Origin of the sequence: Stutzerimonas stutzeri, assembly GCF_051028275.1 — a bacterium.
GTDB lineage: Bacteria > Pseudomonadota > Gammaproteobacteria > Pseudomonadales > Pseudomonadaceae > Stutzerimonas > Stutzerimonas stutzeri_AS.
In genome coordinates this window covers 686,368-698,523 of record NZ_CP069269.1, presented here as the reverse complement: position 1 = coordinate 698,523, position 12,156 = coordinate 686,368, and the positions used below count along the sequence as shown (strand labels likewise).

Annotated in this window: 12 protein-coding genes; 10 read left to right on the top strand and 2 right to left on the bottom strand. The window is 62.6% G+C overall.

The features are described from left to right. The first annotated feature begins 88 nt into the window (after positions 1–88). The 4 genes from JQR87_RS03130 to JQR87_RS03115 all read left to right on the top strand — a co-directional run bounded on the left by JQR87_RS03130 (position 89) and on the right by JQR87_RS03115 (position 2,888). Positions 89–505, top strand: coding sequence for a polyribonucleotide nucleotidyltransferase (locus JQR87_RS03130; protein ID WP_407292674.1), 417 nt, complete (start codon positions 89–91; stop codon positions 503–505). Continuing rightward, positions 505–1,416, top strand: a complete 912-nt coding sequence (locus JQR87_RS03125) for a cation diffusion facilitator family transporter (protein ID WP_407292676.1) — start codon at positions 505–507, stop codon at positions 1,414–1,416. Before JQR87_RS03130 ends, JQR87_RS03125 begins: the two co-directional genes overlap by 1 nt. Positions 1,417–1,949: 533 nt before the next feature. Beyond that, the gene (locus JQR87_RS03120; RefSeq protein WP_222909527.1) at positions 1,950–2,429 is read left to right on the top strand and encodes an Lrp/AsnC family transcriptional regulator; all 480 of its coding nucleotides are present in this window, start codon (positions 1,950–1,952) and stop codon (positions 2,427–2,429) included. Positions 2,430–2,669: 240 nt separating this feature from the next. Next, on the top strand, positions 2,670–2,888 hold the full coding sequence (locus JQR87_RS03115; protein WP_407292678.1) for a DUF2788 domain-containing protein: 219 nt from the start codon (positions 2,670–2,672) through the stop codon (positions 2,886–2,888). A 25-nt stretch (positions 2,889–2,913) separates the two neighbouring features. Here JQR87_RS03115 and JQR87_RS03110 read toward each other — a convergent pair whose 3' ends face one another. After that, positions 2,914–3,543 carry a pseudouridine synthase gene (locus tag JQR87_RS03110; RefSeq protein WP_407292680.1) on the bottom strand — a complete coding sequence of 210 codons (630 nt, stop codon included), beginning with the start codon at positions 3,541–3,543 and terminating at the stop codon, positions 2,914–2,916. Positions 3,544–3,865: 322 nt separating this feature from the next. Between JQR87_RS03110 and urtA the strand changes: the two genes are divergently transcribed. The 5 genes from urtA (at position 3,866) to urtE (ending at position 9,792) form a co-directional block, all read left to right on the top strand. Next, positions 3,866–5,134 (top strand): urea ABC transporter substrate-binding protein, encoded by a 1,269-nt coding sequence (urtA, locus tag JQR87_RS03105; RefSeq protein WP_407292682.1) that lies wholly within the window; start codon positions 3,866–3,868, stop codon positions 5,132–5,134. 94 nt (positions 5,135–5,228) lie between these two features. Continuing rightward, on the top strand, positions 5,229–6,800 hold the full coding sequence (urtB, locus tag JQR87_RS03100; RefSeq protein ID WP_407292684.1) for an urea ABC transporter permease subunit UrtB: 1,572 nt from the start codon (positions 5,229–5,231) through the stop codon (positions 6,798–6,800). Between the two features lie 175 nt (positions 6,801–6,975). Continuing rightward, positions 6,976–8,055, top strand: a complete 1,080-nt coding sequence (urtC, locus tag JQR87_RS03095; protein WP_407292686.1) for an urea ABC transporter permease subunit UrtC — start codon at positions 6,976–6,978, stop codon at positions 8,053–8,055. Further along, positions 8,052–8,906, top strand: a complete 855-nt coding sequence (urtD, locus tag JQR87_RS03090) for an urea ABC transporter ATP-binding protein UrtD (RefSeq protein WP_407292688.1) — start codon at positions 8,052–8,054, stop codon at positions 8,904–8,906. Before urtC ends, urtD begins: the two co-directional genes overlap by 4 nt. A gap of 187 nt (positions 8,907–9,093) precedes the next feature. Next, a complete protein-coding gene (gene urtE, locus JQR87_RS03085) occupies positions 9,094–9,792 on the top strand; it encodes an urea ABC transporter ATP-binding subunit UrtE (RefSeq protein ID WP_407292690.1) in 699 nt (232 codons plus the stop codon). 23 nt (positions 9,793–9,815) lie between these two features. Here the strand turns inward: urtE and JQR87_RS03080 are convergent, their stop codons facing one another. Beyond that, positions 9,816–10,604, bottom strand: a complete 789-nt coding sequence (locus tag JQR87_RS03080) for an aldolase (protein ID WP_407292692.1) — start codon at positions 10,602–10,604, stop codon at positions 9,816–9,818. Positions 10,605–10,817: 213 nt separating this feature from the next. On the opposite strand from JQR87_RS03080, the gene JQR87_RS03075 reads away from it, so the two are divergent. Then, entirely contained in the window at positions 10,818–12,140 is a 1,323-nt protein-coding gene (locus tag JQR87_RS03075) for an aspartate aminotransferase family protein (protein WP_407292694.1), read from the top strand. The last annotated feature ends 16 nt before the right edge of the window (positions 12,141–12,156 follow it).

Here is a 12,156-nt window from a genome sequence, read left to right as displayed (position 1 = left end):
CATGCAGCAAGAGTGTCTGATATCGAGATAACATGACACAGCCCTAGTGCACCCTTTGATAGTTGCGCCACTTTTCCAGGAGGTCCTTATGCGTACTCGTTCCCGTGTCATCGGCGGCGTGCTGGCCGTCTCTTTGTTCACCCAGCTGACCGCTTGCGGGACGCTGTTCTACCCCGACCGCCGTGGCCAGATCGATGGCCGGATCGACCCCGCCATTGCGATCGCAAATGCCGTGGGCCTGCTGTTCTACGTGATACCGGGCCTGATCGCTTTTGGCATCGACTTCGCCACGGGCGCGATCTACCTGCCCGACAACAGCTACTCCATGGCGCCGGAAAAACTTCAGGAAGCCATCGGCGCCGACGGCGTGATCGATCAGGCCAAGCTCAAGGCCATCATCGAATCCGAGATCGGCCGCAACCTGCCCCTGGATGACCCCCGCCTGATCCAGCACAACGGCAGCGTCGAACAGCTTGCCGCCTTTGGACTGCGTCCGGCCGCCTGATGCAGCACACCCGCGAGCGCAAAGGCGTCAGCGCCGAACACGCGCGGCTGATGCGCCGTGCCACCCGACTGGCTTTGGCCGTAGCGCTGACGCTGGCCGCAAGCAAGGCGCTGGCGTGGTGGATGAGCGGATCGGTAAGTCTGCTGGCCGGGCTTACCGACTCGCTGTTGGATGGCGCGGCTTCATTGCTCAATCTGCTGGCGGTGCACTATTCGCTGCGCCCTGCAGACGACGACCACCGTTACGGCCACGGCAAGGCCGAGGCACTGGCGGGGCTCGGTCAGGGCGCCTTCATTTCGGTGAGTGCGATCCTCGTTTGCGTGCAGGGCGTCGACCGCATGCTGCACCCTGAGCCACTGGGCGCACCGGCACTCGGCATCGCGGTGATGGTGTTGTCGCTGGCGATGACCGTAGCGCTGCTGATGTACCAGCGCCATGTGGTGCGCGAAACCGGCTCCACCGCGATCCGCGCCGACTCGTTGCATTACCGTTCCGACCTGCTGCTCAACAGCAGCATCCTCGTCGCCCTGGTGCTGGCTGGCTACGGCTGGGAGCGCCTGGACGCGATCTTCGGCATCGCCATCTCGATCTACATTTTCAGGAGCGCACTGAGCATCGTTCGTGAAGCCGGTGCGGTACTGATGGATACCGAACTGGCGCCGGAAATCAGCGAACACATGCACCAGCTGGCCTGCGACGTGCCGGGCGTCGTCGGTTGTCACGACCTGCGGACCCGGGTTTCCGGCACGCGCTGGTTCGTACAGATGCATCTGGAGCTGCCCGGGCAGCTGCCGTTGATCGAGGCGCATGGCTTGTGCGATCAGGTCGAGGCGGCGATACATGCCAAATACCCACAGGCGGAAGTGTTGGTGCATGCTGATCCGCTTGAGGTGGTTAAGGCTAAGGGGTGATGCGTAAAGCGCGCCGTGGGGCGCGCGGCCTGTTGCTTAGCCGATTACAGCGGTTTCGCCCTGCTGGGCGACACCAATGCCTCCGTCAATCCGGCCAACGGGCGTAACACCGTGGCCCAAGAGCCCAACATTTTCGTGGCCAAGGCCGCTCTCACAGCGCAATGTAGGGCGAAACCAAGCCATCAGCCGTCTCAACACTAGGAACCGACTCAGCACCTAGACCAAACGAAGCTCCAAAACGAAAAAGACCACGCCTGGGCGTGGTCTCTTCGATTCGTTGGGCCGATGGTAACGGCTTCTTCTCTCGACACCTCATGAGCATCGGGGGCCCGGACCGTCGACCTTGGTAAGGCGTTCGGACGCCACGGCGGGATCGCATGCCGTGTCCTTTCTGCCGGGGGCTGAAGTTGAATAAAGCTTACGCCCCACACGGCGACGGATGTTTGCGAACATTGCTCAGATACGCCACTCTTGCGCAACCGATAAAAGCAATACCCATATCTAGCGCAACAATTCAGCATGAGCATCCGGAAATGAGCAAACTAGACCGATACGACCTGCGCATCCTCCACGAACTTCAACATGACGCACGCATTTCCAACCAGGAGCTTGCCGAACGCATCGGCTTGTCGCCCTCGCCCTGCTCGCGCCGCGTCAAACAGCTTGAAGACGATGGCTATATCGCACGCCAGGTCGCGCTGCTGGACCGCAAGAAACTCGGGCTGACCCTGACCGCCTACGTGCTGATCGGCATGGACCGTCACACACCGGAGCGCTTCGAGCACTTCGAAGGCGTGATCGGAAAATGCCCGGAGGTGCTCGAATGCAGCCTGGTTACGGGAATGGACGCTGACTACCAGCTCAAGGTCGTGGTACCCGACATGGAGCATTACCAGGCCTTTCTGCTCGGCACCTTGACACGGATCGAAGGCGTCTCAAGCGTGCGCTCCAGCTTTGTGCTGCGCCAGGTGTCATCCAGCACGGAGCTGCCGCTCGAGCATCTGCGAAGCTGAGACAAACCTCAGGCCTCAACCCACGCCACAACAACCATCAGTTCCTTGTGGTGCGCGCCCGTCAGTCCCGCCAGACAACATGCCGAAGCACGACGCAGCGCCTCTCGTGACGCCCTGCTTCGAACGCATGACGAGCTCAGCCGTCCAACCCAAGGCAGATGCGCCCCTTGCGGGCGTATACTGCGCCGCTCGCGTCCGGCCTGCCTCGGGCGCTTCGTCGAAGTCAGTCAGGAGTATCGCGTGGAGCCCGAAGTATTTGAAAAATGGATGATGATCATCCTCGTTGGCGGCCTGATGTGCTTCATGGCTTTCATCATCTGGGACCTGGCGAAGAAATCCAAAGCTGGCCGCCTCGGCACGGCGATTCTGTTCCTGGGCCTTGGGCTTTGTCTGTTCGCTTTTCTCGCCAAGCCGATCATTGGCTACATCATCGAAGTGACACAGGGTATTCCGCACTGATTGATGGCAAGCCGTCGTCGGCGCCTCATAGGTGCGCCGGCATCTCGCGCCATTCGCCCGGCTGCAGGCCGTCCAGCGACCAGGGCCCGATCCTGACTCGCACCAGCCGTAGCGTCGGCAACCCAACCGCCGCGGTCATCCGCCGGACCTGACGGTTACGCCCTTCGCGGATCACCAGCTCCAGCCAGCTGGTGGGCACGCTCTTGCGAAAGCGCACAGGTGGATGACGCGGCCAGAGTTCGGGCTCGTCGAGTTGCCGTGCTTCGGCAGGGAGCGTCATGCCATCGTTGAGTTCAACGCCGTCGCGCAGGCGCCGCAGCTGCTCGGCAGTCACCTCGCCCTCGACTTGCACCCAATAGGTTTTGGCCAGCTTGTGCTTGGGATCGGCGATCCGCGCCTGCAGTTGCCCGTCGTTAGTCAGCAGCAACAGGCCTTCGCTGTCGCGATCCAACCGACCAGCCGGGTACACGCCTGGAATCGGCACGAAATCCTTCAGCGTGGCTCGGCCATCAGCATCATTGAACTGCGTGAGCACGTCGAACGGCTTGTTCAACAGCAATAGGCGCGGCTCGGCCGGTGGCGCTTTGGCGACCCGGCGGGGCTGGGTACGAGCTGCGCTGGTGCGCGGCGGTCGGGGACGAGAAGGACGCGGCATGGAGGCTTCCTGAGCGGGCTGGCCATGCTAGGGCGCCGAGTCAAACCCCGCAAGCCGCTGGTGTAGTCCCCCTTATAAGGCACCCGCAAAAAGCAGGATCGCTTTCGCACCACAAACGTGCAGAGCGTTGCCCCACGTCTTTCTGCCCGCCCCGTTTTCGTACCCCTTTGGTATTCCGCCCTGTTAGAGCGCACTCGACAGAATTACCGCAAAGCCCCACGACAGAGCGCTTCGGTGAAATTGGCACGGATGCTGCGATAGCGCTCTGTGTCCCGAAGGACCCACCCACAGTTGCGCACGGACAGCCAAGGAGCCGCCCACAATGAAACGCCGTCCCCTACTGAAGTCCACCCTCGCCGCCAGCGCCCTGATGCTCAGCGGTCTGTTCCCGTTCACGCTGCAGGCCGCCGAGACCATCAAGATCGGTATCCTGCATTCGCTGTCCGGCACCATGGCCATTTCGGAAACATCCCTCAAAGACATGGCGCTGATGACCATCGACGAGATCAACGCCAACGGTGGCGTGCTCGGCAAGCAGCTCGAGCCGGTGGTAGTCGACCCTGCATCCAACTGGCCGCTGTTCGCTGAAAAAGCCCGTCAGCTGCTCACTCAGGACAAGGTCGCGGTGACCTTCGGCTGCTGGACCTCCGTTTCGCGCAAATCCGTGCTGCCCGTTTTCGAAGAACTCGACGGACTGCTGTTCTACCCCGTGCAATACGAAGGCGAAGAACTCTCGCCTAACGTCTTCTACACCGGCGCGGCGCCAAACCAGCAAGCCATTCCGGCCGTCGAGTACCTGATGAGCGAAGACGGCGGCGGCGCGGAGCGCTTCTTCCTGCTCGGTACCGACTATGTCTACCCACGCACGACCAACAAGATCCTGCGCGCCTTCCTGATCAGCAAGGGCGTGCCGGAATCGAACATCGAAGAGGTCTACACACCCTTCGGCCACAGCGATTACCAGACCATCGTCGCCAACATCAAGAAGTTCTCTGCGGGCGGCAAGACCGCTGTGGTCTCGACCATCAACGGTGATTCCAACGTCCCGTTCTATAAAGAACTGGCTAACCAGGGCCTGGACGCCACCGAAGTGCCGGTCGTTGCCTTCTCGGTCGGCGAGGAAGAACTGCGCGGCATCGACACCAAGCCGCTGGTTGGCCACCTGGCCGCCTGGAACTACTTCCAGTCCGTGGAGAACCCGGTCAACGACAAGTTCGTGAGCAAGTGGAAGGCCTACGCCAAGGAAAAAGGCCTGCCAGGTGCCGACAAGGCGGTGACCAACGACCCGATGGAAGCCACCTACGTGGGCATCCACATGTGGGCGCAGGCGGTCGAGAAGGCTGGGACTACCGATGTCCAACCGGTGGTGCAGGCACTTGCCGGCCAGACCTTCGAAGCCCCGAGCGGTTACACCCTGACCATGGACGAGAAGAACCACCACCTGCACAAGCCGGTGATGATCGGCGAAGTCCAGGACGACGGGCAGTTCTCAGTGGTTTGGGAAACCGAGAGTCCTGTCCGTGCCCAGCCGTGGAGCCCCTACATTCCGGGCAACGACAAGAAGCCGGATTACGCGGTGAAGTCGAACTGAGGACGGCCTTCGTGGTGGATGGATGAAGCGCCATCCACCTGTCGACCACCCAAGCTCCTCCAAGAGAGCACCGGGGTTCCAAGGAAATACACGAATGAACACTGCCCTGTACCGTTTTTTACTGGTGCTCCTGCTGGGCCTGCCTTGGGCAGCCCAAGCCGGAGACGCGGCCGACTACGCCAAGGCGAGCCCGGCCAAACAGGCCAAGCTGCTCGAAGAATGGGTCATTTCGCCGGTCCCCGAGCGCCTGGCATTGATCGAAGCACTGCGCGCCAACCGCGTCGTCATCGACAAGAACAAAACGCCCTTCGTTGAGGACGGCGACACCTATCACTCCCTCGAAGGCAACGCCGAACCCGTCGGTACGCCGAAGAAGCTGCGCCTGAACAACCGTCTGCGCGGCCTGCTCAATACCGCTCTGGCCAGCCACACGCTGTTCTCGGACGACCCAGCGCAACGCCTCAGCGCCGCCAAACGCCTGCAGCGCAGCGGTCAACCGGAGCAGCTGCCGCTCCTGCAGCAGCGTCTGGACGCTGAAGACGACCCGACCGTGCGCGAAGCCCTGACCCTGACACTGGCCAACCTGCAACTGAGCGCCGAGGACCCTGCGGTGCGTCTGGCCGCCGTGCGCCTGCTCGGCGAAACCGGCGCGCCACTGGCGCGAGTTCGCCTGGAAAACCTGCTGGCCGATGAAGCGGAAACCGATGCGGCTGTACGCAAGGCAGCAGAAACCAGCCTCGCGCAGGTCAAACGCAAACTCCTGATCGGCGAACTGCTCGGCCAGGCCTTCAGCGGCTTGAGCCTGGGGAGCATCCTGCTCCTCGCCGCGCTGGGCCTGGCCATCACCTTTGGCTTGCTGGGCGTCATCAACATGGCCCACGGCGAGATGCTGATGCTAGGTGCCTACACCACCTACATGGTGCAGGTGCTGATTGCCCGACTCATGCCGGACGCCTTGGCGTTTTATCCGTTGCTTGCATTGCCGGTAGCCTTCTGTGTCACGGCAGCTGTCGGTATGGCACTGGAGCGCACCGTGATCCGTCATCTCTATGGCCGTCCATTGGAAACACTGCTGGCGACCTGGGGCATCAGCCTGATTCTGATTCAGCTGGTGCGTGTGCTGTTCGGCGCGCAGAACGTCGAAGTCGCCAACCCCGGCTGGCTATCCGGCGGCCTACAGGTACTGCCAAATCTGGTACTGCCCTACAACCGCATGGTGATCATTGGCTTCGCGCTGTTCGTGGTGCTGTTGACCTGGCTCTTGCTGAACAAGACACGTCTGGGCCTGAACGTGCGTGCCGTCACGCAGAACCGCAACATGGCCGCCTGCTGCGGCGTACCCACCGGGCGCATCGACATGATGGCGTTCGGTCTCGGCTCCGGCATCGCCGGCCTCGGCGGTGTCGCGTTGAGCCAGATCGGCAACGTCGGCCCGGACCTCGGCCAGAGTTACATCATCGACTCTTTCCTGGTGGTGGTGCTCGGCGGCGTTGGCCAGCTGGCCGGCAGCATCTTTGCCGCCTTCGGCCTCGGCATCGCCAACAAGATCCTCGAACCGCAGATCGGCGCCGTACTGGGCAAGATCCTCATCCTCGCGCTGATCATCCTCTTCATCCAGAAGCGTCCGCAGGGGTTGTTTGCACTGAAAGGGAGGGTGATCGATTGATGCTCCCATCGACCCACAGCCTGCCGCATTGCCGCAGGCGCGAACCGGGCTACACGCCGAGCTGCAAAACGCAGAATTTTTACGGCGTTACGCCACGCCTTTCATGCGTATCGGCTTGCGTGCAGTTAATAACCCTTCGTTCGCGAGCAAGCTCGCTCCTGCAGGAGAGCTGCGCATGAACCAGCCACTCACCCTCACCGCCACACAAAAAGCCGGGCCAAAAGTCACCGCCGTCGCACTGGGCGTCGTACTCATCGTCCTGTTGGCCATGCCGCTGTTGCACCTGCTCCCTGCGGACCATGCCTTCCATGTGTCGGCCTACACCCTCACGCTGGTCGGCAAGATCCTTTGCTACGCCATCGTCGCGCTGGCGCTTGATCTCGTCTGGGGCTACGCCGGCCTGTTGTCGCTCGGCCACGGTCTGTTCTTTGCGCTTGGCGGCTACGCCATGGGCATGTACCTGATGCGCGAAAGTGCCGGCGATGGGCTGCCCGCCTTCATGAGCTTCCTCGCCTGGACCGAACTGCCCTGGTACTGGTACGGGACCTCCAGCTTTCTCTGGGCCATGTGCTTGGTGGTGCTGGTGCCAGGGCTGCTGGCTTTCGTCTTCGGCTTCTTCGCCTTCCGCTCGCGGATCAAGGGCGTGTACTTCTCGATCATGACCCAGGCGCTGACCTTCGCCGGTATGCTGCTGTTCTTCCGCAACGAGACGGGATTTGGCGGTAACAACGGCTTTACCGACTTCAAGACCATCCTCGGCTTCTCGATCTCGGCCCCCGCAACTCGGGCCACGCTGTTTTTCGCCACCGTCGCCCTGCTTGTGGGCAGCCTGTTCCTGGGCTGGCGCTTGGCACACAGCAAGTTCGGTCGCGTGCTGACCGCTCTTCGCGACGCGGAGAACCGCCTGATGTTCTGCGGCTACGATCCACACGGCTACAAGCTGTTCATCTGGACGCTATCGGCAGTGCTCTGCGGCCTGGCTGGCGCGCTCTACGTGCCGCAGGTGGGCATCATCAACCCGAGCGAAATGGCACCGACGCAGTCCATCGAGGCCGCCGTCTGGGTTGCCCTTGGCGGACGCGGCACGCTGATCGGCCCGCTGCTGGGCGCTGGCATCGTCAACGGCATGAAGAGCTGGTTCACGGTGGCCTTCCCGGAGTACTGGCTGTTCGCCCTGGGCGCGCTGTTTATCGTCGTTACCCTGTACCTGCCCAAGGGCGTCATCGGGCTCGTCAAGCGGAGGGGCGAAGCATGAAAACCGCACCCGTACCTGAACTCATCGCTGACCTTGACCGACCCGATGTCAACGGCAGCGGTCGCGACGCCATCGGCCTCGGCCGTGCGAAAGGCGCCGGCCTGGACGCCCGTCACGGGACCATCCTCAGCCTGGAAGACATCAACGTCAGCTTCGACGGCTTCAAGGCGTTGACAAACCTCAGCCTCTACATCGGCGTCGGTGAACTGCGCTGCATCATCGGCCCCAACGGCGCTGGCAAGACCACCATGATGGACGTCATCACCGGCAAGACCCGTCCTGACAGCGGCACGGCTTTCTTCGGCGACACGCTCGATCTGACGCGCATGAGTGAAGTCGAGATTGCCCAATCCGGAATCGGTCGCAAGTTCCAGAAGCCCACAGTGTTCGAAGCACTCTCGGTGTTCGAGAACCTGGAACTGGCGCAGAAGACCGACAAGTCTGTGTGGGCCAGCCTCAGGGCCAGGCTTTCGGGCGCGCAGAAAGACCGCATCGACGAAGTTCTCGAGACCATTCGCCTGCAAGCGTCACGCAATCGCCCGGCTGGGCTGCTGTCCCACGGGCAGAAGCAGTTCCTGGAGATCGGAATGCTCCTGATGCAAGACCCGCAGCTGCTCCTGCTGGACGAGCCGGTCGCCGGCATGACCGACGCCGAAACCGAGTTCACTGCCGAGCTGTTCAAGAGCCTGGCGCGCAAGCACTCACTGATGGTGGTCGAGCACGACATGGGCTTCGTCGACACCATTGCAGACCACGTCACGGTGCTCCATCAGGGCCAGGTGCTGGCCGAGGGCTCGCTTGAAACCGTGCAGAACGATGAGCGGGTGATCGAGGTGTATCTGGGCCGGTAATTGATTCGGAGGTGGATGGGTGAAGCGTCATCCACCCTACGCCCGACGAACGTAGGGTGGAAAACGGCGAAGCCTTTTCCACCGCGTACCGAGTAGGCCAGGCCGGACGCCGGCGTCCGCATCATCGCAACCTAATCGTAGGGTGGATAACGCCAGAGGCTTGTCCACCAAAGTGAAGGAGTCACACATGCTGCAAGTCCAGCAACTGCATCAGTACTACGGCGGCAGCCATATCCTGCGCGGCCTCTCGTTCGACGCCAAGATCGGCGAAGTGACTTGCCTGCTGGGCCGCAACGGTGTCGGCAAGACCACGCTGCTCAAATGCCTGATGGGCCTGATCCCGGCCAAGGAAGGCGCGGTGAACTGGGAGGCCAAGCCGATCACCGGGTTCAAGCCCCACCAGCGCGTGCAGGCCGGCATCGCCTACGTGCCGCAGGGCCGCGAAATCTTCGGCCGGCTGACGGTCGAGGAGAACCTGCTGATGGGGCTGTCCCGCTTCAGTGCCAGGGACGCCAAGGAAGTGCCCGAGTTTATCTACGAGCTGTTCCCCGTTCTCAGGGAAATGAAGCACCGCCGCGGCGGCGACCTGTCCGGCGGCCAGCAACAGCAGCTGGCGATCGGCCGCGCCCTGGCAAGCAAACCGCGCCTGCTGATCCTCGACGAACCCACCGAAGGCATCCAGCCCTCGGTGATCAAGGAGATCGGCGTGGTGATCAAGAAGCTCGCCGAACGCGGCGACATGGCGATCCTGCTGGTCGAGCAATTTTATGACTTCGCGGCGGAGCTGGCCGACCAATACCTGGTGATGAGCCGAGGCGAGATCATCCAGCAGGGTCGCGGCGACACGATGGAGGCTGACGGCGTGCGCGGCCTGGTGGCGATCTGATCTCTACCGGAAGCAGGACGCCGTCAGGACGCGAACTCGGGCTCACTGCGTATCAGTTGCCGCTTGATGCTTTCAAGGTGCAGCCTGGCGCTCTCGGCATTGCCGTCGAGCATCTGCTGGCTGGCCGCTCGGGCAATGTCGGCCGCGACGGGCTTCAATGGCCTGCCGCTGCCCATCGCCTTGAGCTGAACCTCCGCGGCCCGCTCCAGGTAGTAGAGGTCATCCCAGGCTTCGGCAATGGTGGGGCCTAGTACCAGCGGGCCATGATTTTTCAGCATGACCACATCGGCCTCTCCAGCGGCACGTGCGATCCGCTCGCCCTCGGTGACGTCCAACGCCAGGCCGTTATAGGCTTCATCGGAGACCAGTCGGTCGTAGAATTTCAGCGCCGTCTGCCCCGCCCAGACAAAGGGCTCGCCCTCCAGCAGGCATAGCGCTGTGGCGTGAGGCATGTGGGTATGAAACGCGGCGCGCGCCCTTCGATTCAGACGATGCAAGGGCGCGTGGATGTAGAACGCAGTGGCCTCCGGCCGCCCCTCCCCAACCAGCACATGCCCCTCAAAATCGCAAATCAACAACGACGAGGCGGTAACCTCGCAAAATGCCAAACCGTAGGGATTGACCAGAAACAGGTCATCATGGCCCGGCACCACAAAGGAGAAGTGGTTGCAGATGCCCTCGCCCATCCCAAGCTGCGCTGCCATCCGGAAACAGGCCGCAAGGTCGATGCGCGCCTGGCGGATGGCCGGCGTGTCGAAGGTGGCATGGTCGACATCAGCTGAGCTCGCGGCAACCTCGAACGCATGGGCCATGGGCAATCCTCATCAGTCTGTATGAACCCTCAGCCTAGCCCGAATCCGGCCGCGGCCTAAGGCCAGTTACCGCCTGGCCCTGTGTCAGCCGGCTGCGGCTGCTGGCCCAGGCACCTCCGTCAACTGGCCCTACGGGCGCTTGCGTCTTTGTTTCTATGGTGAAGCCACCCGCGCCGACCCCTTCGGCGCAAGTGCCACTTCGTCGAGGCTTTCATGAACTCAGCCGTCACTAATGACTACGTCCGTACGCTGGACCGCCAGCACGTGTTTCATTCCTGGTCCATCCAGGGCGCACTGAACCCCCTGGTGATCGCGGGCGGGGACGGGTGTCGCTTGTGGGATCATGAGGGGACCCGTTATCTGGACTTCAGCAGTCAGCTGGTCAATACCAACATCGGCCATCAACACCCAAAGGTGATCGCGGCGATCAGAGCCCAGGCGGACAGCCTCTGTACCGTTGCACCGGCCACCGCCAACCTGATGCGCGGCGAAGCGGCCAAGCGCATCCTTGCCCGCGCACCGGACGGCTTCAGCAAGGTGTTCTTCACCAATGCCGGAGCGGACGCCAATGAGAACGCCATGCGCATGGCCCGGCAGTTCACGGGGCGCGACAAAATCCTATCGGCTTATCGTTCGTACCATGGCAGCACCGGCGCAGCCATCGTCGCCACCGGTGACCCACGCCGCGTACCGAACGAGTTCGCCCGGGGCCATGTGCACTTCTTCAACCCTTACCTGTACCGCAGCGAATTCCATGCCCGCGACGAAGCCGAGGAGTGTCACCGGGCCTTGCATCACCTGCGACGAGTGATCGAATGCGAAGGTCCAGCGGCTATCGCCGCGATCATCCTCGAAACCATTCCCGGTACGGCCGGCGTGCTGGTGCCACCGGAAGGCTACCTGCAAGGCGTGCGCGCCCTGTGCGACGAGTTCGGCATCGTGCTGATCTTCGATGAGGTCATGGCGGGGTTCGGCCGTACAGGCCAGTGGCTGGCGCTGGACAACTTCGGTGTGGCGCCGGACCTGATCACCTTCGCCAAGGGTGTCAACTCCGGCTACGTGCCGGCCGGAGGCGTGATGATCTCGCGCCCGATCGCCGAGTTCTTCGAGACACGTTTCTTCCCTGGAGGTCTGACCTACTCCGGCCATCCGCTGGCAATGGCAGCCATCGTCGCCACGCTCGATGCCATGGCCGAAGAAGACATGGTCGCCAACGCCCGGCAGATCGGCCAGGAGGTGCTGGGCCCTGGGTTGCAGGCGCTTGCCCATCGCCACGAGCTGATCGGCGAAGTCCGCGGGGTCGGGTTGTTCTGGGCGCTCGAGTTCGTCTCCGATCGTCAACGCAAGACGCCGCTGGCCGCGCCAGTAGTGGCTCAGATGAAAGCGGCGTTCCAGGCGCGCGGCCTGCTTACCTTCACCGTCGAGAACCGTCTGCACGTGGTGCCGCCGTGCATCGTCTCGCCCGCCGAAGTGAACGAAGCGCTGGCGATTCTCGATGACGTGATCGGCGACTTCTCCAGGCGGAGTCTGGCCTAGGGGACTACGAACAGGT

Excerpts from the sequence above, each read along its gene's own strand:
- urtC (WP_407292686.1), top strand. The coding sequence starts at position 6,976 with ATGAACCAGCCACTCACCCTCACCGCCACACAAAAAGCCGGGCCAAAA.
- urtB (WP_407292684.1), top strand. The coding sequence starts at position 5,229 with ATGAACACTGCCCTGTACCGTTTTTTACTGGTGCTCCTGCTGGGCCTG.
- urtD (WP_407292688.1), top strand. The coding sequence starts at position 8,052 with ATGAAAACCGCACCCGTACCTGAACTCATCGCTGACCTTGACCGACCC.
- urtA (WP_407292682.1), top strand. The coding sequence starts at position 3,866 with ATGAAACGCCGTCCCCTACTGAAGTCCACCCTCGCCGCCAGCGCCCTG.
- urtE (WP_407292690.1), top strand. The coding sequence starts at position 9,094 with ATGCTGCAAGTCCAGCAACTGCATCAGTACTACGGCGGCAGCCATATC.
- JQR87_RS03075 (WP_407292694.1), top strand. The coding sequence starts at position 10,818 with ATGAACTCAGCCGTCACTAATGACTACGTCCGTACGCTGGACCGCCAG.
- JQR87_RS03130 (WP_407292674.1), top strand. The coding sequence starts at position 89 with ATGCGTACTCGTTCCCGTGTCATCGGCGGCGTGCTGGCCGTCTCTTTG.
- JQR87_RS03110 (WP_407292680.1), bottom strand. The coding sequence starts at position 3,543 with ATGCCGCGTCCTTCTCGTCCCCGACCGCCGCGCACCAGCGCAGCTCGT.
- JQR87_RS03120 (WP_222909527.1), top strand. The coding sequence starts at position 1,950 with ATGAGCAAACTAGACCGATACGACCTGCGCATCCTCCACGAACTTCAA.
- JQR87_RS03125 (WP_407292676.1), top strand. The coding sequence starts at position 505 with ATGCAGCACACCCGCGAGCGCAAAGGCGTCAGCGCCGAACACGCGCGG.
- JQR87_RS03080 (WP_407292692.1), bottom strand. The coding sequence starts at position 10,604 with ATGGCCCATGCGTTCGAGGTTGCCGCGAGCTCAGCTGATGTCGACCAT.